The sequence below is a fragment of the Micromonospora sp. WMMD987 genome (assembly GCF_029581435.1).
Taxonomy (GTDB): domain Bacteria; phylum Actinomycetota; class Actinomycetes; order Mycobacteriales; family Micromonosporaceae; genus Micromonospora; species Micromonospora rifamycinica.
This window is the reverse complement of record NZ_CP120861.1, coordinates 222,723-246,876: the sequence shown is the minus strand read 5'-3', so window position 1 is coordinate 246,876 and position 24,154 is coordinate 222,723. Positions and strand designations below refer to the sequence as shown.

21 protein-coding genes are annotated in these 24,154 nt (G+C 71.5%); 12 read left to right on the top strand and 9 right to left on the bottom strand.

Going from position 1 to position 24,154, the window contains the following annotated elements:
• Window positions 1-51: 51 nt before the first annotated feature.
• The gene (gene gyrB / locus O7612_RS01000; protein ID WP_282269603.1) at window positions 52-1,998 is read right to left on the bottom strand and encodes a DNA topoisomerase (ATP-hydrolyzing) subunit B; all 1,947 of its coding nucleotides are present in this window, start codon (window positions 1,996-1,998) and stop codon (window positions 52-54) included.
• A gap of 526 nt (window positions 1,999-2,524) precedes the next feature.
• Between gyrB and O7612_RS00995 the strand changes: the two genes are divergently transcribed.
• Window positions 2,525-3,109, top strand: coding sequence for a hypothetical protein (locus tag O7612_RS00995; protein WP_282269601.1), 585 nt, complete (start codon window positions 2,525-2,527; stop codon window positions 3,107-3,109).
• Window positions 3,110-3,150: 41 nt separating this feature from the next.
• Here O7612_RS00995 and O7612_RS00990 read toward each other — a convergent pair whose 3' ends face one another.
• Window positions 3,151-3,642 (bottom strand): MarR family transcriptional regulator, encoded by a 492-nt coding sequence (locus O7612_RS00990; RefSeq protein WP_282269599.1) that lies wholly within the window; start codon window positions 3,640-3,642, stop codon window positions 3,151-3,153.
• 89 nt (window positions 3,643-3,731) lie between these two features.
• On the opposite strand from O7612_RS00990, the gene O7612_RS00985 reads away from it, so the two are divergent.
• A complete protein-coding gene (locus O7612_RS00985; RefSeq protein ID WP_282269597.1) occupies window positions 3,732-3,959 on the top strand; it encodes a hypothetical protein in 228 nt (75 codons plus the stop codon).
• Between the two features lie 3 nt (window positions 3,960-3,962).
• Here O7612_RS00985 and O7612_RS00980 read toward each other — a convergent pair whose 3' ends face one another.
• From O7612_RS00980 to dnaA, 5 genes are all read right to left on the bottom strand, one after another.
• Window positions 3,963-4,517: a DciA family protein gene (locus tag O7612_RS00980; RefSeq protein ID WP_282274107.1), complete on the bottom strand. Its 555-nt coding sequence runs from the start codon at window positions 4,515-4,517 to the stop codon at window positions 3,963-3,965.
• 148 nt (window positions 4,518-4,665) lie between these two features.
• Window positions 4,666-5,799 (bottom strand): DNA replication/repair protein RecF, encoded by a 1,134-nt coding sequence (recF, locus tag O7612_RS00975; RefSeq protein WP_282269595.1) that lies wholly within the window; start codon window positions 5,797-5,799, stop codon window positions 4,666-4,668.
• Between the two features lie 16 nt (window positions 5,800-5,815).
• The gene (gnd, locus tag O7612_RS00970) at window positions 5,816-6,688 is read right to left on the bottom strand and encodes a phosphogluconate dehydrogenase (NAD(+)-dependent, decarboxylating) (protein WP_282269593.1); all 873 of its coding nucleotides are present in this window, start codon (window positions 6,686-6,688) and stop codon (window positions 5,816-5,818) included.
• Window positions 6,689-6,729: 41 nt separating this feature from the next.
• Window positions 6,730-7,863 carry a DNA polymerase III subunit beta gene (gene dnaN / locus O7612_RS00965; RefSeq protein ID WP_282269591.1) on the bottom strand — a complete coding sequence of 378 codons (1,134 nt, stop codon included), beginning with the start codon at window positions 7,861-7,863 and terminating at the stop codon, window positions 6,730-6,732.
• 804 nt (window positions 7,864-8,667) lie between these two features.
• Window positions 8,668-10,479, bottom strand: a complete 1,812-nt coding sequence (dnaA, locus tag O7612_RS00960) for a chromosomal replication initiator protein DnaA (protein ID WP_282269589.1) — start codon at window positions 10,477-10,479, stop codon at window positions 8,668-8,670.
• Between the two features lie 635 nt (window positions 10,480-11,114).
• Here dnaA and rpmH point away from each other — a divergent pair.
• From rpmH to O7612_RS00915, 9 genes are all read left to right on the top strand, one after another.
• A complete protein-coding gene (gene rpmH / locus O7612_RS00955; RefSeq protein WP_007073824.1) occupies window positions 11,115-11,252 on the top strand; it encodes a 50S ribosomal protein L34 in 138 nt (45 codons plus the stop codon).
• 33 nt (window positions 11,253-11,285) lie between these two features.
• Window positions 11,286-11,717 (top strand): ribonuclease P protein component, encoded by a 432-nt coding sequence (gene rnpA / locus O7612_RS00950; protein WP_282269587.1) that lies wholly within the window; start codon window positions 11,286-11,288, stop codon window positions 11,715-11,717.
• Window positions 11,718-11,746: 29 nt separating this feature from the next.
• Entirely contained in the window at window positions 11,747-11,998 is a 252-nt protein-coding gene (yidD, locus tag O7612_RS00945) for a membrane protein insertion efficiency factor YidD (RefSeq protein ID WP_231932846.1), read from the top strand.
• Between the two features lie 3 nt (window positions 11,999-12,001).
• The gene (yidC, locus tag O7612_RS00940; RefSeq protein WP_282269585.1) at window positions 12,002-12,997 is read left to right on the top strand and encodes a membrane protein insertase YidC; all 996 of its coding nucleotides are present in this window, start codon (window positions 12,002-12,004) and stop codon (window positions 12,995-12,997) included.
• 215 nt (window positions 12,998-13,212) lie between these two features.
• Window positions 13,213-13,791 (top strand): R3H domain-containing nucleic acid-binding protein, encoded by a 579-nt coding sequence (locus O7612_RS00935; RefSeq protein WP_282269583.1) that lies wholly within the window; start codon window positions 13,213-13,215, stop codon window positions 13,789-13,791.
• Window positions 13,792-13,909: 118 nt separating this feature from the next.
• Window positions 13,910-14,611: a 16S rRNA (guanine(527)-N(7))-methyltransferase RsmG gene (rsmG, locus tag O7612_RS00930; protein ID WP_282274106.1), complete on the top strand. Its 702-nt coding sequence runs from the start codon at window positions 13,910-13,912 to the stop codon at window positions 14,609-14,611.
• Window positions 14,612-15,657: 1,046 nt separating this feature from the next.
• Window positions 15,658-16,692 (top strand): ParA family protein, encoded by a 1,035-nt coding sequence (locus O7612_RS00925; protein WP_348774316.1) that lies wholly within the window; start codon window positions 15,658-15,660, stop codon window positions 16,690-16,692.
• Between the two features lie 27 nt (window positions 16,693-16,719).
• Window positions 16,720-17,766: a ParB/RepB/Spo0J family partition protein gene (locus O7612_RS00920; RefSeq protein ID WP_282269577.1), complete on the top strand. Its 1,047-nt coding sequence runs from the start codon at window positions 16,720-16,722 to the stop codon at window positions 17,764-17,766.
• 2,140 nt (window positions 17,767-19,906) lie between these two features.
• Window positions 19,907-20,680 (top strand): hypothetical protein, encoded by a 774-nt coding sequence (locus O7612_RS00915; protein WP_282274105.1) that lies wholly within the window; start codon window positions 19,907-19,909, stop codon window positions 20,678-20,680.
• A 70-nt stretch (window positions 20,681-20,750) separates the two neighbouring features.
• On the opposite strand, the gene O7612_RS00910 is transcribed toward O7612_RS00915, so the two are convergent.
• Window positions 20,751-21,776, bottom strand: a complete 1,026-nt coding sequence (locus O7612_RS00910) for a D-alanine--D-alanine ligase (protein ID WP_282269576.1) — start codon at window positions 21,774-21,776, stop codon at window positions 20,751-20,753.
• A gap of 7 nt (window positions 21,777-21,783) precedes the next feature.
• A complete protein-coding gene (locus O7612_RS00905) occupies window positions 21,784-23,091 on the bottom strand; it encodes a PLP-dependent aminotransferase family protein (protein ID WP_282269575.1) in 1,308 nt (435 codons plus the stop codon).
• A 300-nt stretch (window positions 23,092-23,391) separates the two neighbouring features.
• Between O7612_RS00905 and O7612_RS00900 the strand changes: the two genes are divergently transcribed.
• Window positions 23,392-24,060, top strand: a complete 669-nt coding sequence (locus O7612_RS00900) for a GNAT family N-acetyltransferase (RefSeq protein WP_067310713.1) — start codon at window positions 23,392-23,394, stop codon at window positions 24,058-24,060.
• Window positions 24,061-24,154 lie beyond the last annotated feature (94 nt).

Below are 24,154 nucleotides of genomic sequence, written 5' to 3'. Positions count from 1 at the left end.
GATAACCCGGTGGACGACGGTCGGCCGGTGTCCCACCGGCCGACCGTCCGGTCAGATGTCGAGGAACCGCACGTCCTTGGCGTTGCGCTGGATGAACGAGCGGCGGGCCTCGACGTCCTCGCCCATCAGCACGCTGAACAGCTCGTCGGCGGTGGCGGCGTCGTCGAGGGTGACCTGACGCAGCGTCCGGGTGGCCGGGTTCATCGTGGTCTCCCACAGCTCGGGATAGTTCATCTCGCCGAGACCCTTGAACCGCTGGATGTCGTCCGGCTTGGCGTTGGGCTTCTTCTGCTGGCGCAGCGCGATCAGCCCGTCGCGTTCCCGGTCGGAGTACGCGTACTGGGCGTCGTCGCCCTTCTTGTTCCACTTGATCTTGTAGAGCGGCGGGGCGGCCAGGTAGACGTGGCCCAGTTCGACCAGCGGGCGCATGAAGCGGAACAGCAGGGTGAGCAGGAGGGTCTGGATGTGCTGGCCGTCGACGTCGGCGTCGGCCATCAGCACCACCTTGTGGTACCGCAGCTTCTCCATGTCGAAGTCGTCGTGGATCCCGGTGCCCAGCGCGGTGATCAGCGCCTGGACCTCGTTGTTCTTGAGCACCCGGTCGATCCGGGCCTTCTCCACGTTGAGGATCTTGCCGCGGATCGGCAGGATCGCCTGGGTACGCGGGTCGCGGCCCTGCTTGGCCGAACCGCCGGCCGAGTCGCCCTCGACGATGAAGACCTCGGACTCGCGCGGGTCGGTGGACTGGCAGTCGGCCAGCTTGCCCGGCATCGAGCCGGACTCCAGCAGCGACTTGCGCCGGGCCAGCTTGCGCGCCTGCTGGGCGGCGATCCGGGCGCGGGCCGCCTGGGACGCCTTCTGGATGATCGTCTTGGCCTCGGCCGGGTTGCGGTCGAACCAGTCGACCAGCCGGTCGTTGCAGACCCGCTGCACGAAGCTCTTGACCGGGGTGTTGCCCAGCTTGGTCTTGGTCTGGCCCTCGAACTGCGGGTTGGCCAGCTTGACCGAGATGATCGCGGCCAGGCCCTCGCGGATGTCCTCGCCGGAGAGCTTCTCGTCGCCCTTGAGCAGCTTGCGCTCGCTGCCGTAGCGGTTGACCACGCTGGTCAGCGCGGCCCGGAACCCCTCCTCGTGGGTGCCGCCCTCGTGCGTGTTGATGGTGTTGGCGAAGGTGTAGACCGACTCGCCGTACGACTCGTTCCACTGCATGGCGATCTCGACCGACATGCCCTCTTCCTCGGCGGCGAACTCGACCACCGTCTTGTGCATGGCGTTCTTCGAGGCGTTGAGGTGCCGGACGAAGTCGGCGATGCCGCCCTCGTAGTAGAAGGTGACCTCGCGGGGCTTGCCCTCCTCGCCCTCGGCGACCCGCTCGTCGAGCAGGTGGATGGAGAGCGCCCGGTTGAGGAAGGCCATCTCCTGGAGACGGCGGTAGATGGTCTGGAAGTCGAAGTCGACCGTCTCGAAGACGTCCGGGTCCGGCCAGAAGGAGACCGCCGAGCCGGTGCGGTCGGTGGTCTCGCCCTTGTCCAGCGGGTCGGGCTTGGAGTTGTGGTACTGCTGCCGCCAGACGAAGCCGGACTTGTGGATCTCGACGGCCATCCGGGTGGACAGGGCGTTCACCACGGAGACGCCGACGCCGTGCAGACCGCCGGAGACCGCGTACGCCTTGCCGTCGAACTTGCCACCCGCGTGCAGCACGGTCAGCGCGACCTCGACGCCCGGCTTCTTGAGCTTCGGGTGCAGGTCGACCGGGAAGCCACGGCCGTTGTCGGTGACCCGGACCCCACCGTCGGCGAGCAGCACCACGTCGATGGTGTCGCAGTGGCCGGCGAGCGCCTCGTCCACCGCGTTGTCCACGACCTCCCACACCAGGTGGTGCAGGCCACGCTCGCCGGTGGACCCGATGTACATGCCGGGCCGCTTACGGACCGCCTCCAGCCCTTCGAGGACGGTGATCGACTCTGCGCCGTACTCCTGCTTGTCCTGCGCTGCCACCCTCGGCCACTTTCTCGCACCATCCGCGCCGGGGCACGGGAGCGCGGGTTCGGCGGACAGGACGCGACGTCGGCGCGCACGGACGACGCCCGGAGGGCGGTCGCGGATCGTGCACACGGTCGCCGCGGTTGCCCGCGGATCGCGATCGGCCAGACCCGACCCGGGACGTTGATCAAGGGCCGGTGAGTGCCCCTGTCCGGTGCTCCGTGTCAGGTCGTCGTCTCGCTCTCAATCTTACTGTGCGCACACGACATAACCGCCACTCGGCACCCCTTGAAGGCGGCTGAGACCCCCGTAGCGGGCCGAATCTCGCTGTCCGCTACTCCCCCTACACGCCCGGGTCCGCCTTCCGTGCCCGTCGCTCCGGATCGACCGGTCCGCCGGGCCACCCCGGGGGTCGCGCCCGGGGGTGGCCGTACCGTAGCTTTGCGGCGCGCGGCAAAGCTGCCCGTCTTGATCTTTTCCACCCGCAACCGGGACGATGGACCCGATCGATCCGACACGTGCTCTCGAGAGGTGACACCAGATGGGGCTGGACAATGTCGCGGTGCACTGGCCGCGGACCGGCCGCTTCTACGACCCGGTCGCGCCGGCCGAGTTCGTCGACTTCGGCGAGATCGTGGACATCCCCCGGATCTCCGCGCCGACCGCCGCGCTCGCCGAGCACATCGCCAAGACCGGCACGGTCCGGGCCACGGCGTACACCGAGCTGGTCGACCTGATCCTCGGGCTGGAGAACGTGCTCTACGCCACCGACGCCGCCGCCGAGGACGAGGACCCGGTCATCGACCCGGACGGCTGCGCCTGGATCGCCGGCGGGGTGGAGAAGTTCGTCGTCCAGCACCGGCCGCACGGCGAGACGGTGACCTTCGAGTCGGTCAGCGAGGTGCTCCGCGCGTTGCTCGGTGACGGCCGGCTCGCCGAGCAGCAGCTGCGCTGGCTGGGCAGCCGGCTCGACCGGCTGCGCGACGAGCGCGGCGACCCGCCGCAGTGGGACTTCACCTGCGCCGAGCTGGGTGTGCTGGCCGCCTTCTACCGGCGCTGCGCCGACCGGGGCTTCGCCGTCTACGCCGACGCCGAGCCCGGCCGGCGACCGGGTGTGCAGCCCTGACCGCACCTCGCTGACGCTCCTGGTCGCGCGGTGCGCGAGGGCTAGCTGCCCGGCGTCGCCGGCCCGGCGGGTGGGGGCCCGGCCGGCACCGCGCCGTTGGCCGCGGCGATCACCCGGGTCAGCGCCCGGTGCAGGTCGCGGAGCTCGGACAGCGGCAGGCCGAGGCGGGCGACGACCGCCGGGGGGATCTGCTCGGCGCGGGCCCGCAGCGCCCGTCCGCTCGTGGTGAGCGAGACGGCGAGGCTGCGTTCGTCGGCCGGATCCCGCTCGCGGCGCAGGTAGCCGGTCGCCTCCAGGCGCTTGAGCAGTGGCGACAGGGTGCCGGGGTCGAGTTGGAGCAGCCGGCTCAGCTCACGGACCGACAGTGGCGCGTGCTGCCAGAGCGCCAGCATGACCAGGTACTGCGGGTGGGTCAGGCCCATCGGTTCCAGCAGCGGCCGGTAGACCGCGACGACGCCGCGCGCGGCCACCGAGAGCGCGAAGCAGACCTGTTCCTCCAACGCCAGCGGATCCCCGTCGGGTTCGCCGTCCACCCGTGCACCTCCTCGTCGCCGTTGCGAGCGTACCAATAATTGGTGTACCAATGGTTTGTACACCAATGCTTGACGAGAGGTCGGTGCCGATGAGCGAGGACAAGCCGGCGACGAAGGCCCCCGGCGAGGGCGGCCGGCTCCTGGCCTGGGCCTTCAAGAACCTGGCCGGCCCGCCGGAGGTGGCCGGCGCGGTGCAGGGCGGCTCCCGGCAGGCCCGTGACGCCTGGAAGGCCGACCTGGAACGGCGCAAGCAGTGGAGCCGCGAGCAGCGGGAACGCAAGCGTGCCGAACGGGAGGCCCGCCGCGCCGAGCGGTGAGCCTCAGCCGTAGGTGTCGCGCGGCCCCCGGCCCCGGACCCGGCGCGGCCCGCGCGACCAGGACGGTGCCGCCGGCCCGTGGATGTGCAGCTTGCGGACCACGTTGTGACCCACCTCGCCGGCGATCCGCTTCAGCAACGACGCGGCGAGCAGCCGCAACTGGGTGGCCCACGCGGTCGACCGGGCCTCCACGGTCAGCTCGCCGTCCTCCAGCTTGACCGGGCGGCTGTGCTGGGCGATCTCCGGCCCGACCACCCTCTCCCAGGCCCCGAAGACGGTCGCCTCGGCCGCCGGCTGCTGCCAGCCGCGGGCCTTCATCAGCCGCTCCAGCACCGCCCCCAGCGGCTGCGGGTCGCGCGGATCCGGCCCCGGGCCGGAGTAGCCCCGCAGCCGCCGACCGCCCCCGTCGGCCGCGCCGGTCACCCCCGGCCGACGGTTACGGGCCGCCGACTCCCGGCGGGCCCGCGCCGCGTCCAGGACCGCCCGCGCCAGTTCCGGCCCGCTCGCCGCCGGACCGTCGCCGGCCCCGCCCGGCCCGGCCGCACCGGGCGACACCACGGGACCGGGCGCGGCGTCCGCGCCGCCACCGGTCGGACCGCCCCGCGCGGCGTCCGCGCCCCCGCCGCCGCCGGGGGTACGCGCACCGCGCGCCCCGCCCCGGGCCTGGCCGGTCGACCGGCCCGGTGTCCCGCCCGGCTGCTCCGGCTCAGTCGACACGGCGCACCGTCCCGCCGCCCACCGCGTACCGGGCACCCCGCAGGGCCACCGGGACGTCGTCGTCCACCGCACAGGTCACCAGCAGCTGACCGGCCCCGCCGACCAGCCCGGCCAGCCGTTCCCGGCGGCCCGCGTCCAACTCGGCGAAGACGTCGTCGAGCACCAGCACCGGTTCGATCCCGTCGGCGCGCAGCAGGTCGTACCCGGCCAGCCGCAGGGCCAGCGCGTACGACCAGGACTCGCCGTGACTGGCGTACCCCTTGGCGGGCAGCGGGCCGAGGGTGAGGACGAGGTCGTCGCGGTGCGGCCCGACCAGCGTGGTGCCCCGCTCGATCTCGGCCGACCGGGACTCGGCCAGCGCCGCGGTCAACGCCCCGGCCAGCGCCGCCCGGTCGACGGTCGCCCCGGCCAGCTCCACCGACGGCCGGTACGTGATCCCCGCCGTCCCCGCCCCGGCCGCCACCGCGTCGTACGCCTTCGCCACGTGCGGGGTGAGCGCGGCGACCAGTTCCAGCCGGCCGGCGAGCAGCTCGGCCCCGTGCTGCGCGAGATGGGCGTCCCAGACCGCCAGGGTGGACAGGTCCCCGCCCCGTGACCCGCCCGTCTTACGGGCCAGGTACGCCGTCCGTAGCAGGGCGTTGCGCTGCTTGACCACCCGTTCGTAGTCGGCGCGTACCCCGGCGTACCGGGGCTGCCGGAGCACCAGCAGGTCGTCGAGGTAGCGGCGACGTTCGGCCGGGTCGCCCCGGACGAGCTCCAGGTCCTCCGGGGCGAAGAGCACCAGCCGCAGCGCGCCGATCACGTCCCGGGCGCGACGGGCCGGGGAACGCCCCAGCCGCGCCCGGTTGGCCTTACCGGGGACGATCTCCAGCTCGACCAGGAGTTCCCGGCCCTCGTGCACCACCGCGCAGCGGATCACCGCCGAGCTGGCGCCCAGCCGGACCAGCGGGGCGTCGGTGGCGACCCGGTGCGAGTCCAGGGTCGCCACGTAGCCCAGCGCCTCGGCCAGGTTGGTCTTGCCGACGCCGTTCGCGCCGGTCAGGACGTTCGGCCCCGGCTCCAGATCGACGCCGACCTGCTCGTACGAGCGGAAGTCGACCAGTTCGAGCCGGCGGACGTACACAGCCTGCGGCTGCCGTTCAGCGCTTGTGCACGGCGTGCCCGCCGAACTGCTGGCGCAGCGCGGCGACCGCCTTCATCGCGGGGGAGTCGTCCTGCCGGGAGGAGAACCGGGCGTACAGGGCGGCGGTGATGACGTTCAGCGGCACGGCCAGCCGGATCGCCTCGTCGACCGTCCAGCGTCCCTCGCCGGTGTCGTCGGTGTACCCGGTCAGCGAGGCCAGCGCCGGGTCCTCGTCCAGTGCCCGGTCCAGCAGATCGAGCAGCCAGGACTGGACGACGGTCCCCTCCCGCCAGGACTTGATGATGCCCGGCACGTTGGTCACCATCTCGGCGGCTGACAGCAGCTCGAAGCCCTCGGCGTAGGCGTGCATCAGGCCGTACTCGATGCCGTTGTGCACCATCTTGGCGTAGTGGCCGGCGCCGACCGGGCCGGCGTGCACGAAGCCGTGGTCCCCGGCCGGCTTCAACGCCTCGAAGATCGGCATCAGGTGGTCGACGTGCTCCTGTGCGCCGCCGACCATCAGCGCGTAGCCGTTGACGTTGCCCCACACGCCGCCGGAGACCCCGACGTCGACGTAGCCGATGCCCCGCGCGGCGAGCCGTTCGGCCCGGGGGGCATCGTCGCTGAACCGGGAGTTGCCGCCGTCGATGACGATGTCGCCCTCGCCGAGCACCTCGGCCAGGGCGTCGATGGTCTCGTCGGTGGCGACGGCGGGCACCATCACCCAGACCGCCCGGGGTGAGGCCAACCTGTCGGCCAGCTCGGCGAGGCTCGTGACGTCACTGCGGTCGGCGTTACGGTCGTAGCCGACCACCTCCTGCCCGGCGGCGCGCAACCGCTCGCGCATGTTGCCGCCCATCCGGCCGAGTCCTACCAGGCCGAGCTGCATCTGCCCCTACCTCCGTGCGTCTGGGTGGTGCCGGTGCGCGGTCAGCGGGAGACGCGAATCGGCATGATGAGGTACCGGTACCCGGAGATCGCCTCGCCATCCTCGGCGGCCGGGGAAATCACCGCCGGCTTGAAGGCGTCCACGAAGCGCAGCAGGGCGTACTGGGCACCCAGGTTGGCCAGGCCGTCGATCAGGTACTGCGGGTTGAAGCCGATGGTCAGCGGCTCGCCGGTGAAGGTGGCCTCCATCGCCTCGCTGGCCCGCGCCTCCTCGGTGCCGCCGGCCTCGACGACCAGGCCGTCGGAGCTGAAGCTGAGCAGCACCGGGGTGGTCCGCTCGGCGACCAGGGCGACCCGCTTGACCACCTCGATCAGGGTGCTGACCGGAACCCGTGCCTCGGCGTTGCTGGTGGCCGGGAAGAGTGAGCGGACCGGCGGGTAGTTCGCGCCGTCGAGCAGCCGGCTGGTGGTCCGGCGGGTGCCACCGGAGAAGCCGATCATCCCTTCGCCGGCACCGCCCTGGGACAGCGCCATGGTCACCTGACCACCGAGCGGGCCGAGCGCCTTCGCGGTGTCGTTCAGGGTGCGGGCGGGGACCAGGGCGTTGATGCTGATCTCCGGGTCGTCCGGGGTCCAGTCCATCTCCCGCAGGGCGAGCCGGTAGCGGTCGGTGGCGAGCATCGCCAGGGTGCCACCGGAGAGTTCCAGCCGGACACCGGTCATCATCGGCAGCGTCTCGTCCCGGCCGGCCGCGATGGCCACCTGGGCGACGGCGGCGGCGAAGGCCGCGGCCTCCACGGTCCCGGCGCTCTCCGGCATCTCCGGCAGGGCGGGGTAGTCCTCGACCGGCATGGTCGGCAGGGTGAACCGGGCACTGCCGCAGACCAGCTCCAGGTGGGCACCGACCGCGGCGATGTCCACCGGCTTGGCCGGCAGCGCCTTGGTGATCTCGGCAAGCAGCCGGCCGGAGACCAGGGCGGCGCCGTCGGCGTCCCCCTGCACCTCGACGGTCACCTGGCTGGAGACCTCGTAGTCGAAGCCGGAGACCTGGAGGTTGCCGTCGGTGACCCGGAGCATCACCCCGGCGAGCACCGGTACGGACGGCCGGCTGGGCAGGCTCTTCGCGGTCCACGCCACCGCTTCGGCGAGCGCGTCGCGCTCCACTCGGAACTTCATCAATGCCTCCGCGTCGACGTCAGCGCCAACTCTCTCATGCCGACCGCTGCCCACCGTCCCGCCCGACCGTGCGGGTACCCCTCGCACCTTAGGGCGCGTGGGCATCGGCTGTGCGCCCGACCCCGTTGCTGCGGCCGGAGCGACCGTCGACGACGGCGCAGCGGCCCTGTCCACAGGAAGTCCAACGGTGATGATTGGTTTTTGATTCTTTAGAAGAGATAACTCATCGTCTTCATCGCACCTGTGCAAACTGTGGGTAACTCGCGTCCTCGCAGCTCAGACAGGTTATCCACCGGTGGGTTGGCTGTGGAGAACCCGGGGGTAAACCCGGTCGGTGGTCCACAGGCACCCCGCGTCCCCACCGTTGTCCACCGCCGTCCACCGGTTATCCACCGGTTATCCACCGGGTTTACCCCCAGGGTTGTGGACGACGACGACGACCCGGAGCGGGGTTGTCCCCAGAACCTTCAACAGGTTCCCCACAGCCGGACCGTCGGCTGTGGACGGGGCGCGGGTTGTCCCCAGCCGTCCACAGCACCGTCCCCAGGGTTTATCCACAGTCTGTGGGTAACCGGCGCCGGACACAGCGTGGTTATCCACCGGCTGTGACACAGGGGGTGTGGACAACCGCATCGTCCTGTGGACAAAGATGGCGTGGAAATTCCACCGTTTCGCCCCCGGCGACCCGCGCGGTGCCGGTCGTCGACCCTCCCGACGGCCGGTCGCCACCGTCGGACCGACACGGAAACGCCCGGCCGAGATGGTCGGCCGGGCGTGGGGGGCGGAGCAGAAGTGGCGTACGTCTCAGGTGTTCTGCTTGATCCGGTTGGTCAGCTCGGCGATCTGGTTGTAGAGCGAGCGGCGCTCCGCCATTTGCTGGCGGATCTTCCGGTCGGCGTGCATCACGGTGGTGTGGTCCCGACCGCCGAACGCCTGCCCGATCCGGGGCAGCGACAGGTCGGTCAGCTCCCGGCACAGGTACATCGCCACCTGACGGGCGTTCACCAGCACCCGGGAGCGCGAGTGTCCGCGCAGGTCCTCCAGGCTCACCCCGAAGTACTCGGAGGTGGAGACCATGATCTGGTCGGCGGTGATCTCCGGGCCGGCACCGTCCGGGATGAAGTCCCGCAGCACCTCCTCGGCCAGCGACAGTTCGACGTTGGACCGGGTGAGGCTGGCGAACGCGGTGACCCGGATCAGCGCCCCCTCCAGTTCCCGGATCGAGTTCGACACCCGGGAGGCGATGAACTCCAGCACGTCCGGCGGGGCGTAGAGCCGCTCCTGGGCGGCCTTCTTCTGCAGGATCGCGATCCGGGTCTCCAGGTCGGGCGGCTGGATGTCGGCCAGCAGCCCCCACTCGAACCGGGTCCGCAGCCGGTCCTCCAGCGTCGCCAGCTGCTTCGGCGAGCGGTCGGAGGTGATCACGATCTGCTTGTTGGCGTTGTGCAGCGTGTTGAAGGTGTGGAAGAACTCCTCCTGGGTCCGCTCGCGGTTCTCCAGGAACTGGATGTCGTCGATCAGCAGGATGTCGACGTCGCGGTAGCGGCGCTGGAACGCGCTGGTCTTGTCGTCCCGCAGCGAGTTGATGAAGTCGTTGGTGAACTCCTCGGTCGAGACGTACCGGACCGAGCGGGCGTTGCCGAGCGTCTGGGCGTAGTGCCCGATGGCGTGCAGCAGGTGGGTCTTGCCCAGCCCGGAGCTGCCGTAGATGAACAGCGGGTTGTACGCCTTCGCCGGTGACTCGGCCACCGCGACGCTGGCGGCGTGGGCGAACCGGTTGGACGAGCCGATGACGAACGTCTCGAACATGTACTTCGGGTTGAGCCGGTTGCCGCTGCTCTCCGTACCGCCGGGGCGTCGGTCGCCGCCACCCGGGCGGTGGTCGACCGCGCGGCCGGGACCGCTGTCGGTGGCGCCGTCGCGGGGCAGCCCGCGCGGACCCTGCTGCTCACGCGGCGGTCGGCCCTGGTCCCGGTACGCGGGCTCGTAGCCGCGCAGGTCGGGGTCCGGTCCGGGGCGGCCGGAGTCGGTGAAGCCGCGCTGCTCGGGCGGCCGGCCGGGGTGGGACACCCGCATCGGCTCGGCGAAACCGGCACCGAAGAGGGTGTCCTGGCCGCCGTCCCGACTGGTCGGCACCCGGGCCGGGCGGTGCCCGTCGTGCTCCGGCGGGTCGGCCGGGGCGGGCCGCTCCCCGGGCTGCTCCGACGGGTCCGCCTCCCGCTGGTAGGGCGGATCCGGCTCGCCGTAGTCCGGCGGCCGGAACCCCGGGTAGTCGTCCAGGGCCGGGACGACCTCCGTCGGGGCGACCTCCGGCCCGCTGCGGTAGACGGTGCCGGCGGGCCGCCCGGCGGCGTCCTCGGGGATCCGCACGGTGACCGCGACCTGTATCGGCCGACCCAGCCGGCGGGTGAGCGCCTCGGTGATGGCCGGCCGTAGCCGCGTCTCGATCACGTCCCGGGTGAAGGCGTCCGGCACGGAGAGCAACGCGGTGTCCTCGACGATCGCCCGCAACCGGGTCAGCCGGAGGTAGGCGCGCTGCTGGGCGGAGATGATCTCGTCGGCGAGTTCGTCCGTCGCCGCGGTCCACACCGCGGCAAGGTCGATCGTTCCGGCCACCGTCGTGCCACCCCCTCGCCTCTGCTCCCGGCCGCCGCTGTGGTCCAGCGGTCGTGCCGGGCCTGCCACCGCGTTCGAGCGGGTGGTGCCCCTCATCCACCGGACGGCTGACCGACCGGCATCCACAAGTTATCCACAGCCTGTGTACCGACCGATTGTGGCCGCCCGCCGGACGCGGGTCGGACCTGCCCCCTGCCGGAGGAGGGCGTTGAAGCGGGTTCACCGTGCCGAACGATCCACTGCCGGGTCCGGTCTTGCCTGCCGGCCCACAACCCGCACCGGAAGCTGACCGCAAACGCGCACGGTAACAGCGACGGCGGGCCGCCATCAACCGCCACCACCCCGACGCACCCACCGGCACCGGGACAGAACGCCTGACCGGTGGGGCTCCGGGCGGCCGCCGCGCCGGCCCCGGGCAGTTTGACGGTCATTGCCCCCCTGCGTAGCCTGGAACAGCTGCTCTGTCGCCCTCTGCTAGGGTGATGGGTGCTTGCTGTCCGTGGTCGCCACCCCGCATCGCCGAGGTTCCGCGCCACCGGGCAGTGCCGATCGGAGGCCACCGCCGAGGTGGTCTGGTCCACCACACGACCCCGGGCGAACCCGTGCCGGGGACGTACGAAAACGGAGAGCCTGACGTGAGCAAGCGCACCTACCAGCCGAACAACCGCCGGCGCGCGAAGACCCACGGCTTCCGGCTGCGCATGCGCACCCGGGCCGGCCGCGCCATCCTGTCGACCCGCCGCGCCAAGGGCCGCGCCCGCCTGTCGGCCTGAGCCGACAGGTCCGGTCCGGGGACGTGGACAGTCGTGCTGACGGCCGCACAACGCCTGCGGCGTAGCAACGACTTCGCCGCAGCGGTCCGGGGTGGTCGACGTGTCGGTCGTGGTGCCGTGGTCGTCCACCTGACGGTGCCGGCGATCTCCACACCCCTCGTGAGCACACCCCTCGGGGCAGCCTCGTCGGAGCCGGCGCGGAGCACCGACCCGGAGATGATCTCCGGATCGAGCCGCGCCGGCTTTGTCGTGTCCAAGGCCGTCGGCCCCGCCGTCGTCCGCAACAAGGTCCGCCGCCGGTTGCGGCACCTGGTGCGCGACCGGCTGGCCGCGCTACCGGCCGGCAGCACCCTGGTGGTACGCGCCCTGCCCGCCGCCGCCGGCACGCCGTACGCCCGGCTGGGTGGCGACCTGGACGCGGCGATCGCCGCCGCCCGGTCGCCCCGGGGACGGCGGTCACGGTGAGCGGGGCACCCGTCGCGCCGCACCGGAGCATGGGTGCCCGGGTGCTCAGTGGCCCTATCATCGCGTACCGTCGTTGGATAAGCCCGGCGCTGCCCGCCCGCTGTCGGTTCTATCCGTCGTGCAGTGCCTACGCCCTGGAGGCGGTGACCCGCCACGGCGCGCTCCGGGGAGCAGGCCTGACCGTCCGGCGGCTGTCGCGCTGCCACCCTTTCCACCCTGGTGGACACGACCCGGTACCGGAGCCGGGCGGCCGCCGACGCGCCGACGTGACTGGAGTCTGAGAATTGAGTCTCGACTGGATCTACTACGCGATCTCGTGGATCCTGCTGACCTGGCACTCGGCGTGGGACGCCATCGGGGTGCCGGTCGCCGCGGTCCTCGGCACGAACTGGTCGTGGATTCTCGCCATCGTCTTCCTGGTGGTCACCGTTCGGGTGATCCTGTTCCCGGTCTTCGTCAAGCAGATCAAGTCGCAGCGGGCGATGCAGGCGCTCCAGCCGAAGGTCAAGGAGCTCCAGGAGAAGCACAAGGGTGACCGGGAGACGCTCCAGAAGGAGATGATGGAGCTCTACCGGAAGGAAAAGGCCAACCCGCTGATGGGCTGCCTTCCGATGTTCCTCCAGATCCCGGTCTTCCTGGGGCTCTTCCACGTGCTGCGCCGGCTCGACCCGGCCAAGGACGCCAAGACCCTCTACGGCTGGACGGCCGAGCAGTTCGACAGCGCCTCCAGCGCCACCATCTTCACCGCCCCGATCGCCGGCAAGTTCGGCTCCACCGCCGACGAGCTGGCCCGGCTCGGTGCCAACGGCACCACCGTGAAGGTCATCGCCGGCATCCTGGTCCTGGTCATGATGGGTACCACCTACCTGACCAGCCGCCAGATGATCCTCAAGACCGGCTGGGCGGAGGACCCGCAGCAGCGGATGGTGCAGCGGTTGATGCTCTACGGCATCCCGCTCTCCCTGCTGATCTCCGGCGCGATCTTCCCGATCGGCGTGATCATCTACTGGGTGACCAACAACCTGTTCACCCTCGGCCAGCAGCAGTGGGTGCTCCGCAAGTTCCCGCCGCTGGTGACCAACAAGGGGGTCACCGGCAACAAGCCGGCGACCACCCCCGGCCGGGGGCCGGTGCAGCCGGCCAAGTCCGGCGGCCTCTTCAACCGGAGCAAGCCCACCGCGCAGGTGCCGGCCAAGCCGGCCGCGCCCAAGGTCGCCGGCCCGAAGCCGGGTGCCAAGCCCGCCAACCCGAAGAAGGGGCCGGCCAAGCGCCAGGGCTGACCCACCGGGCCGCCGTCGCAGGACCGACGGCGGCCCTCCGGCACCGCGCAGCCGCCGTTCCGGCCGGCGCCGGTCCGGAACCCACCGCGCCCAGCGCGGAGACGGGCGAGCCCGCCCGTACCAGACGTGCCCGTGACCGAACCGGCCCCTTCCGCCGGTCGCCCGGGAAACCAGCGGACCCGACGGTCCGGCCGAGCTAGTACGGAGATGACACCGTGACCGACACCAGCATCCCCAGCGCGGACGCCTCGCTCGACGAGGAGACCGTCCCGACCGCCGCGACCGGTGAGGGTGAGACCGAGGGAAGCGGCAAGGAGAAGAAGTCCGCCGGCGAGGGCGAGCTGTTCGCGCAGAGCGAGATCGCCGCCGACTACATCGAGGGGCTGCTCGACATCCTCGACTACGACGGCGACATCGACGAGCTGGTCTCCGGTGGTCGTCCGGTGGTCGAGGTGGTCGGCGGCCGGTTGCAGAACCTGGTCGGCCAGCGGGGCGCCACCCTGGAGGCGCTTCAGGAACTGGCCCGGCTGGCCGTGTTCCGGCAGACCGGCTCGCCGAGCCGGCTCCTGCTCGACGTGGGCGGCTACCGCGCCACCCGGCGCAAGGAACTCGCCGCGGTCGCCAAGAACGCGGTGGAGAAGGTCAAGGAGCACGGCGAGGCGGTACGGCTGGAGCCGATGTCGGCCTTCGAGCGCAAGTGTGTGCACGACGTGGTCAACGCGATGAGCGGGGTGGAGAGCGAGTCCGAGGGTGTCGAGCCGACCCGGCGCATCGTCGTCCGGCCGGCGGACTGAACTGGTGACCTCCGAGGACGTCACGACCGACACCGCTCCCGGCCCGGATGGCGTGCCATCCGGGCCGCCGCCCGAGCGCCCCGCCCCGACCGCGCAGGACGCGACGCTCCCGGCCGGGTTGGCCACCGCCGCGCGGGAACTCTTCGGCGAGCGACTCGACCTGGCCGCCGGGTACGCCGAACTGCTCGCCACCGACGGGGTGATACGCGGCCTGATCGGCCCCCGGGAGGCACCCCGGATCTGGGACCGGCACCTGCTCAACTGCGCGGCCGTCGCCGAGCTGATACCGCAGGACGCCAGTGTGATCGACGTCGGCTCCGGAGCCGGGCTTCCCGGCCTGGTACTGGCGATCGCTCGTCCGGACCTGACCGTCGTCCTGGTCGAGCCGTTGGCCCGGCGTACCTCGTTCCTGGTCGAGACGGTGGAGCGGCTCGGGTTGGCCAGAACGGTCCGGGTGTTCCGGGGCCGGGCCGACGAGGCGGCCTCCGGAGCGGGCGGTGTCGGTCCGTTCACGGCCGACGTGGTGACCGCCCGTGCGGTGGCACCGCTGGACCGGCTCGCCGCCTGGAGCCTGCCGCTGGCATCCCGCGGTGGCCGGTTGCTCGCACTCAAGGGCGCTTCCGCGGCCGAGGAGGTCGCCGAGCACACCGGGGCGGTGGCGAAGCTGGGCGGGAGCGAGCCGACGGTACGCCTCTGCGGGGCGGGCCTGCTCGACCCGCCGACCACGGTGGTAGAGATCGTGCGGGAGCGGGTGATCCGGCCACCGTCGGTGAAGAAGACGGCGAAACGGTCGCGGAGCGGTCAGCAGCGCGCCCGCTGAATCTTCCCCCTTCCGGACCGTCCGCTTGCTTCCACGGATCGGTCCGCGAGCCCGCACGGCCGATGGATCGTCGGGTAATGGGTCAGAGGAGGGTCCGGCCAGAGGCGGTGGTGTCGCCGGGTCCGACGGATCGCCCCCGCCGGACCGGCGACACCCGGTAGTGCTCGGGTGGGAGCCCGGGCTGAGGATCGGTCGCGAGCGCCGCCGAGCGGGGTAGTGCTCCGCGGGTGCTGGGCACAGGCCGGGTCGCGGGTCGCTCCCGCCGCCGGACAAGCTTCGGGCAGGCCCGGCGTCGGATCGCTCCCGCCACTGGACGGGTGCCACATCGTGAGTGCGGGATGAACCGGCTGAAGCCCGGGTCGCCGCCGCTGTCCGCCTTCGCGTGGGCGGCGCCCGCGCGTGCGGGAGAGCACCGGTATCGAGCTGTTCACCGGACAGCGCCTGAAGGTAGCGCCCGCGCGTGCGGGATAGCACCGGAACGGATCGCATCCGGAACACCCGGGTTGACCAGCGCCCATCCGATCGGTCGCGATGCCGTCGAGAACCACGATGGACCCGCCGTGCCCGTCCCCCGTAGGCTGGCCGCGCGTCGATAGTGTGGGGCGGGCGGACGTCGGGCGCACCGGTCCCGATCGCCCCCGCCGGGCCGTACGTTCCGCGGTGCGGGGGGTACGGCCATCGAGACGGGGTGTGGACCGACTATCCGGAGCGGGTAGGGATGACAGGTGCATGACGACGGCAGATACGACGATCCACGGGTGAACCGCCCCGAGCGGACCGACCCTGATCCGGACCCTGTTTCACGTGAAACCGGCCCTCGGATGTGGACGACCGGCGGACAACCGACGATCCGTCCGCCGGACCGCGATCCCGGAGAGCGGCGCGAGCCGCCGGCGGTGGGAGCGGCACGTCCCGCCCCCGACTCGTACGTGCCACCGCCCGTGATACAGCCCGCCCCCGATGGTCGGCCGCCCAATGCCCCGGACGGGCGGGCGACCGCCTCGGTGCGCCGGAACGCGGGGGCACCCTCGCGGTTCGAGGCACCGGTGACCGGCAACCCGCCGACGGTGCCCACCCAGCCCCACCCCGGGTCGGTGCCCGACGCAGCCCCCGTCGTGGACGCCGGGGTAACCGGAGTGGGGGTCGTTGGTGTCCCCGCACCGGATGCCGCGTACGTTTCACGTGAAACCCCGACGCGCGAAGAGGATGATCCACCGTTGGCTATGGAGGCGATGCGCGCCGTGCAGATCCTAAATCCGAGTGGCGAGGTGACCATGCCCCGTCCTGAGCGGACCCGGGTGATGTGCGTTGCCAATCAGAAGGGCGGCGTGGGTAAGACCACGACCACGGTGAACCTGGCGGTGGCGCTGGCCCTGCACGGCAACCGGGTGCTGGTGGTCGACCTCGATCCGCAGGGCAACGCTTCCACCGGGCTGAACGTTCCGCACCACACCGGGGTTCCGGACGTCTACGACTGCCTGATCGACAGTGTGCCGCTGGCAGAGGTGGCGCAGGAGGTCGAGGGTATCCCCAACCTCTGGTGCGTACCGGCGACCATCGATCTGGCCGGTGCCGAGATCGAACTGGTTTCTGTGGTCGCCCGGGAGTCCCGGCTGAACCGGGCCATCGAGGCGTATCCGGGGCACTTCGACTACGTCTTCATCGACTGCCCGCCGTCGCTCGGGCTGTTGACGGTGAACGCCCTGGTGGCCGCCCAGGAGGTGCTGATCCCGATCCAGTGCGAGTACTACGCGTTGGAGGGGCTCAACCAACTGATCAACAACATCAATCTGGTACGCCAGCACCTGAACCCGAAGCTGGAGGTGTCCACGATCCTGCTCACGATGTACGACCGTCGCACCCGGCTGGCCGACGCGGTGGAACAGGACGTCCGGAACCACTTCGGCGACAAGGTGCTCCAGGCTGTCATTCCCCGCAACGTCCGCGTGTCGGAGGCCCCCAGCTATGGCCAGTCCGTGATGACCTACGATCCCGGATCGCGGGGGGCCACGAGTTACTTCGAGGCCGCCCAGGAGATCGCCGAGCGTGGTGCCAAGGAGCCGGTGAGCCGGAATGCGTAGTGCGGACGAGTCGCTGGGAGGCGTCGTATGAAGAACCGTCCCCGGGGCGGTCTGGGTAGAGGGCTCGGTGCGCTGATCCCGACCGGGCCGGTGCAGGAGAGCACGACGGCGACCATGCCCACGGAGGTCGACCCGGTGCGCCCGGTGATCGAGACGTCCGCCGAGCCGGTCGACCCGGGCATCGTGGTGCCGACGCCGGTGGCTGCCGCGCCACCGCCGCCCGACGAGCCTGAACTCAGCCCGGTGCCCGGCGCACGATTCGCCGAGATCTCCGTCGACGCGATCGTGCCGAACCCCAAGCAGCCCCGGTACGTCTTCGACGAGGAGGCACTGGAAGAGCTGAAGACCTCCATCCAGGAGGTCGGCTTCCTCCAGCCGATCGTGGTCCGGCAGCTCGACGGCGAGAAGTACGAACTCGTCATGGGTGAGCGGCGCTGGCGGGCCGCCCAGGCGGTGGGCCGGGAGAGCATCCCCGCGATCGTGCGGGAAACCAAGGACGACGCGATGCTCCGGGACGCCCTCCTGGAGAACATCCACCGCGCCAACCTCAACCCGCTGGAAGAGGCCGCTGCCTACCAGCAGCTGTTGGAGGAGTTCGGCGCCACCCACGAGGAGCTGGCCCGCCGAATCGGCCGGAGCCGCCCGCAGATCTCCAACACGATCCGCCTGCTGAACCTCCCCCCGCAGGTCCAGCGCCGGGTGGCGGCCGGTGTGCTGTCCGCCGGGCACGCCCGCGCGCTGCTCAGCCTCGACGAGGCGGAGGCACAGGAGCAGCTGGCACTCCGCATCGTCGCCGAAGGGCTCTCGGTGCGGGCCACCGAGGAGATCGTGGCCCTGGCGCTCAACGACGGCCCGGCCAAGACACCGGCGGCCAAGCGTCGTGCGAAGCCGCACGCGCCGGCGTTGACCGACCTGGCGGACCGGCTTTCCGACCGGTTCGACACCCGGGTGAAGGTGGACATCGGCCGGAGCAAAGGAAAGATCACCATCGAGTTCGCCACGGTGGACGATCTGGAGCGGATCGTCGGCATCATCGGGGTCGGCGAGGAGGGCCAGCCGGAGTCCGAGGACTGACCCCGTCCTGTCGTCCTTGGCCGCGTACCCGCCTCGGGTGCGCGGCCCTTTCGTCGTGTCGGGGATGTCGAAGCGGCCCCGGCCCGCATCCAGGCGGACCGCCAGGGTGTGTTCGCACCGGCCGGGCCGACTGACGGAGCAGGGACGCCCCGTGGTCAGATCCGTCCGCTCCGGTTTCCCGGCGCTGGAACGCGACGACCCCATCGTCCCGCAGCGAGGTGATGAAGTACCCAGGCTGTCAGTGAGCGCCCGGACCGCTCAGATCCGCCTGGATCACCTGACTCATCGCCCCCTGGTGGAGAGGTGGCGTAAGGCGACAAGAGCCCGCTGCGTTGATCTGAGGCCGCTGGGGACTGCCGGCATCCGGTAGGGGTGGATCGGAAGGCTCGCGCCGGTCGGCTGTGACGACGGTCGGATCGGGACCGATCCACGGGTGGACGACGGGCACGCCTCGAATCCCGGTCCCTCTCGACCTCCTACGGGGAGGTACCGCCGTTGAGGGGGAACCAGACCATGCCGCCCGGACCGCTCCGGCTCTGGGAGCACCGCCCTGGCCTTCACCGGCCTTCTGAACGGGAAGATCCGCCCCCCCACCGGCTCGACGATGCCACGGATGCGGGAGTGGCCCACCCGAAGCGGCCCGGTGTTCCCGACAGGAGGGCGACGTCTTCGTTCCACGTGAAACATGACGCCCCGAGCCGGCCCTGGAGCTGATTCAGGACCGGGACTGCACACGACCACGGGGGCGGCGGGGCACAGGTCCGATGACCTGTCGGCGGAATACCAGGGTCGAATGCCGATCAGGACGGGGGACAGTGATACGGCAGACCCCGATCCTCGATGCGCTCGGACTGTCCATCGATCGTCGCGTCTCGCCGAGCACCGCACCCCCGTAACGCCAGGGTTCTTCGTTGCCGGACCGGCGACATACGGGGAAGGAAGGTGTGGCTGCGGCCGGTGGAGGTCCAGCAGGCACTCGCGGGAAGTCAACCGGCGGGACGGATGGGATGCCGGTCGATCGCGAGCGAAGGGAAGCGCCGACGGGGGCACGACACCACCGGCTCGACAGGTGGCAATATCCGCCCGCCGCCCGCCGCCCGCCGCCCGCCGCCCGCCGCCCGCCGCCCGCCGCCCGCCGCCTTGGCGCCGCGCGCGACAGGTCCAACGAACTGTGCTTGCCGCCTCCCCGGGTCAACCACTCGATGGGGTGGACAGCGTGCGTTGTTGGCCATCCTCTCGGAGTCGGTTCCCCAGCGAGACCAGCCACCCCAGGCGTTTCACGTGAAACCGGCCGCACCTCTCCACCGCGTGCAAGAGATGGCGGACCGCTTTTCTACCTGACCGACCCCTCGAACAGGAACCCGCAGTCGGGTGGTTCCACGTGAAACCGAGCCCAGCCAGGGAGTGGGGCGGTGACCGGAGATATTCGGCCGAGTCCACCCCATCACCTGATCGCGCCGTCTCCCGAGGGAGCGGACCATCGTTCGCCGTCGCGCTCGACCGGCCCGTGGCCGTCAGTAAGCCCGGACGGAGGAGCCCGGACGGAGGAGCCCGGTCTCCGGATCGACGGACCGGGCGAAGAAATGCTCCCCCATCCAGCAGCCCGATCGGCCGCTCGGTCGTTGAGGAAATCGGACCCCCGACACCTGTGAACAGTGCTGTGGACGACGGCCGAAGTTATCCACAGAAGTTTTCCACAGGCGGCACCGGTTTCACGTGAAACAGCGCGTCAGAGCCGCCTCAGCCTGTGGATGACGGGGTGTGGTGGTGATCTCATCAGCCTGTGGACAACCGGTCCGACGCCCCGCCGTCGGCGCTCGCCGGCCGGCGTCCTTGACCGAAATACCCTCATGATCAGCGGCGTTCGGGGTAGGGACACCGGTCCCCTGTCTCGGTTAGGGTCAGCGTCGTGCACGACACCACCCCTTCCCCCTCGGTTCCCGACTTCACCCAGTGGCCGTCGTTCCCCTTCGAGGGTGATCTTCGCGTCAAGCCCCTCGACGCGCCGGTCGAGGTCGAGCCACCCCGTAAGGGCGAGGGGCTGCGGGAGTGCATCGCCTGCAATGCGCCGGACGATGCGTACATCTGGGTCGGCGAGCGGTGGCGGGTCCGGGCCATGGACCGTCCCACCGGTCTGCCGATGGTGTTGATCCTGGAGTCGCGGTCGCATCTCGACCTGGGCGATCTACCCAACCTGCTCGCTGCCGAACTCGGGGTGATGACGGTCCGCCTGGAACGCGCCATCCGTTCGCTGGACGGCGTGGCCCGGGTGCACGTCAACCGTTGGGGCGACGGTTCCGCCCACCTGCACATGTGGTTCCTGGCGCGGCCCTACGGCCGGCTTCAGCTCCGCGGCACGTTCCTGTCGCTCTGGGACTCGATCCTGCCACCCATCTCCGAATCCCAGTGGCGGGAAAACCTGGCCCACGTCGCGGCCTGGCTGGCCGAGTTCGGAGGGCGTCCCCTCGCCGAGCCGCCCCGCATCCAGTGGCAGGCTCCCTCCAGTATCGCCGCGCAGTCGTCGGCCGAGGCTGCTGCGGCTGCCGCCGGAGAAGCGGTCTCGGTGATCGAGTCGGCGGAGGAGATCCCCCTGCCCGGGCCGGCGGAGGCCGCAACGGATCCCGGGCCGGAGGGCATCCCGGTCGGTCGGGCGGAGGAGCCCTCGCCCGGCGCTCCAAGCGGTGTCAACCGCGACCCCGAAACCGGCGGCACCTGGCACACCGGGGCCGGCAGTGTCCCGGAGACCGACGCCCACGACCTCGCCGACGCCACCGGTTCCGACCGGAGCGGCCCCGACCGGACCGGCGACACCGGTTCCAACCGGACCGACGCCGGTGTCGGCGCGGACCCCGAAGACACCTCGGAGTCGGTTGGACGGACGCAGCCGGAACGGACCACCGGAACCACGACGTGACCCGGGCCGGGAGCGGCGGAGAACACCCCGACCGGCACTGACGAACGGCCGGATACCGACGGCGGAAGGATCAGCTGCGGCGGGCTGCGGCCCGGCGGACCAGGGTGCCGAGAACCTGACCGAAGTCCAGTCCGGCCGCCTGGATCGCCAACGGCAGCAGCGAGGTCTCCGTCATGCCGGGCGACACGTTGACCTCCAGCACGTGGGGCCGACCGTCCCGGTCGACGATCAGGTCGACGCGGGAGAGGTCGCGCAGCCCGAGCGCGGTGTGCGCGGCCAACGCCACCTCGGCCACCTCGCCCGCCACGGCCGGGTCGAGTCGGGCCGGGGCGTGCCAGGTGGTCCGGCCGGCGGTGTAACGGGCCGCGTAGTCGTAGACACCGTTGCGGGGGACGATCTCCACCGGCGGTAGCGCCTGTGGCCCGTCACCCAGGTCGACCACGGAAACCGCCACGTCCATGCCGGGCACGTACCGTTCGACCAGCGCCGTCGAGTCGTACGCGAAGCAACCCACCATCGCGGCCGGGAGCGCCGCCTCGTCCCTGACCACGGCGGCGCCCAGGCCGGAGCCACCCTGCGTCGGCTTGACCATCAGGGGCAGCCCCAACCGCTGGACGATCCGGTCGAGCACCGCCACCGCACCCAGCTCGGAGAACCGGTCGTGCGGCAGGGCCACCCAGTCGGGGGTGGGAATGCCGTTCTCCCGGAGCACCGCCTTGGCCGACGGCTTGTCCCAGGCGAGCCGGGAGGCCCGCGCGTCGCAGCCGACGTAGGGCACGTCGCAGAGGTCGAGCACCCCGCGCAGTGAGCCGTCCTCACCGGTGGCGCCGTGCAGGGCGATCACCACGGCGTCCGGCGGGTCGGCGGCCAGCGCGGGCAGCAGTGCCACGTCGGCGTCCCGCTGTTCCGCCTCCACCCCGGTGCCGCGCAGCGCGTCGAGCACCCGCCGGCCCGACCGCAGCGAGACGTCCCGCTCGTACGACAGGCCACCGGCGAGCACCAGCACGCGCAACTCGGCGGCGGCCGGGCCGGTGCCCGGGGATGCTACGGCGGCGGGATCGGTCACGAGGGAACGCTCGACGGGAGTGGCAGCCATGCGGGAATCATGCCAAGTCGGGGCCCGGGACGTCCGGGCCGCCCCGCCGGCTCCCGGTCGGGGTGACCGCGCCGAAGACCTGCCGCATGGCGATCTCCTGCTCCATCACCCGGGCCAGCCGGCGCACCCCCTCCCGGATCCGTTCGGGGGTGGGGAAGGAGAAGTTGAGCCGCATGTTGCCGGTGCCGGTGCCGTCGGCGTAGAAACCGGTGCCCGGCACGTAGGCGACCCGGGCGGCGATGGAACGCGGCACCATCGCCTTGGCGTCCAGCCCGTCGGGCAGGCTGGCCCAGACGAACAGGCCACCGGTGGGCCTGGTCCAGGTGGTGCCCTCGGGCATCAGGTCGTGCAGCGCGCCGAGCAGCGCGTCGCGCCGCTCGCGGTAGACCTCGCGGTAGACCTTGAGCTGTTCGCGCCACGGCATCGTCGACAGGTACGTCGAGACGGCGGCCTGCGCGTAGGCGCTGGGGCAGAGGATCTGCGCCTCGCTGGCGATGACCAGCTTGTCGCGTACCGCGTGCGGGGCCAGGATCCAGCCGACCCGCAGCCCGGGGGCGAAGGTCTTGGAGAAGGTGCTCAGGTAGAACACCCCGTCCCGGCGGCGGGCCCGCAGCGGCGCGGGGGCCTCGCCCTCGAAACCGAGCTGACCGTACGGGTCGTCCTCGACCACCAGCAGGCCGGCGCGCTCGCAGATGTCGAGCACCCGTTCCCGCCGCTCCTCGCTCAACGTCACGCCGGCCGGGTTCTGGTAGGTGGGGATGGTGTAGAGGAACTTCACCCGCCGGCCGGCGCGGGCCTGGTCGGCGATCGCCACCTCCAGCGCCTCCGGCACCAGCCCGTCGTCGTCCATCGGCACGTGCACGACCTGTGCCTGGGCGGCCTGGAACACCCCGAGTGCGCCGACGTAGGTCGGACCCTCGGCGAGCACCACGTCACCCGGGTCGAGGAAGAGCCGGGCCACCAGGTCGAGCGCCTGCTGCCCGCCGACGGTGACCACCACGTCGTCCGGGGAGGCGCCGCAGGAGGCGTCGATGCCGGAGAACGCCATCACCTCGCAGATCCGTTCGCGCAGTTCCAGGCTGCCCTGGCCGATGCCGTACTGGAGGGTGGTGACGCCGTGTTCGGAGCCGAGCTTGCCGAGCATCTCGCCGACCGCGTCCAGCGGCAGCGCGGCGATGTAGGGTGCGCCACCGGCGAGCGAGACGACCTCGGGCCGGCTGGCGACCGCGAATAGTGCCCGGATCTCCGAGGCGGTCATGCCCCGGACCCGTCGGGCGTACCGGTCGGTGTAGTCGTCGAGCGTCGTTCCGGTCATGACATCACCTCGATCGGGTGTCGGTCGGGCTCCCGCCCGCTGGGGTACCCGCAGTGCCGGCGACCATGGCGGCGCGGGGACGCCGGTCGGTCGATCGTAGTCCCCGGTGGACCGGTCAACGGTCACGATGTGGTGCCCGTCCACATCCCGGACGGCCGTCGCCCGCTCAGGTGGCCATTCGCGCGTCCCCTCCCGTACGGTCGGCAGGCGGCGTACGATCGCTCGTCGGGGACGCAGCGGGCGACTCGGGGACGCGTGGTGGGCCGTCTCGCCTCCGAGCCTAAGTGTGGGGATGCTCTGATGTCGCGACGTCTGGTCAGTCTGACCCTCGACACCCTGGAAGACCTGCCCCGGCCGTGCCGGGAGTGCGTCTACTGGGAGTTGGATCCGGTCTCCGCCGAGCGGGCCTGCGCCAACGGCGATCCGGGGCTGGAGAAGGAGGCATGGGTCTCCCAGACACTGCTGGAGTGGGGTTCCTGCGGCAAGTTGGCGTACGTCGACGGGATGCCCGCGGGTTTCGTGATGTTCGCGCCGCCGGCCTACGTACCCCGGTCGATGGCGTTTCCGACCTCGCCGGTCTCGGCGGACGCGGCGCTGCTGATGACCGCCAGCGTGGTGCCGGCGTTCGCCGGTGGCGGGTTGGGTCGGATGCTGGTGCAGGGCGTCGCCCGGGACCTGACCAAGCGGGGCATCAAGGCCATCGAGGCGTTCGGCGACGCGAAGTTCGGTGACGAGCCGGACGACTCCGTCCGGGCCTGTGTGGCACCGACCGACTTCTTCCTCTCGGTGGGCTTCAAGACGGTCCGCCCGCACCCGCGCTACCCACGCCTGCGACTGGAGCTGCGCACCGCGCTGAGCTGGAAGTCCGACGTCGAGTACGCGTTGGAGAAGCTGCTCGGCTCGATGAGTCCGGAGAGCCTGCTCCGCCCGGTCCGTCCCGCCCCGGCGACCCGGTCCAGCGCCGGCTGAGCCAACCGCCCCGGGCTGCGCGGAGCCCGGCCGTTCCCGACCGGATGGAGCGCCGGGGCGGTGCGGAGCCGGTCGCGCCGCCGCCCGTGTCCGG

Bases quoted from the DNA above. Each gene is read 5' to 3' on its own strand.
- O7612_RS00915 (WP_282274105.1), top strand. From the start codon at position 19,907: ATGGTGTTGATCCTGGAGTCGCGGTCGCATCTCGACCTGGGCGATCTA.
- O7612_RS00985 (WP_282269597.1), top strand. From the start codon at position 3,732: ATGAGCGAGGACAAGCCGGCGACGAAGGCCCCCGGCGAGGGCGGCCGG.
- O7612_RS00910 (WP_282269576.1), bottom strand. From the start codon at position 21,776: ATGGCTGCCACTCCCGTCGAGCGTTCCCTCGTGACCGATCCCGCCGCC.
- gnd (WP_282269593.1), bottom strand. From the start codon at position 6,688: ATGCAGCTCGGCCTGGTAGGACTCGGCCGGATGGGCGGCAACATGCGC.
- O7612_RS00920 (WP_282269577.1), top strand. From the start codon at position 16,720: ATGAAGAACCGTCCCCGGGGCGGTCTGGGTAGAGGGCTCGGTGCGCTG.
- O7612_RS00995 (WP_282269601.1), top strand. From the start codon at position 2,525: ATGGGGCTGGACAATGTCGCGGTGCACTGGCCGCGGACCGGCCGCTTC.
- yidD (WP_231932846.1), top strand. From the start codon at position 11,747: ATGGGTGCCCGGGTGCTCAGTGGCCCTATCATCGCGTACCGTCGTTGG.
- dnaN (WP_282269591.1), bottom strand. From the start codon at position 7,863: ATGAAGTTCCGAGTGGAGCGCGACGCGCTCGCCGAAGCGGTGGCGTGG.
- O7612_RS00900 (WP_067310713.1), top strand. From the start codon at position 23,392: ATGTCGCGACGTCTGGTCAGTCTGACCCTCGACACCCTGGAAGACCTG.
- O7612_RS00905 (WP_282269575.1), bottom strand. From the start codon at position 23,091: ATGACCGGAACGACGCTCGACGACTACACCGACCGGTACGCCCGACGG.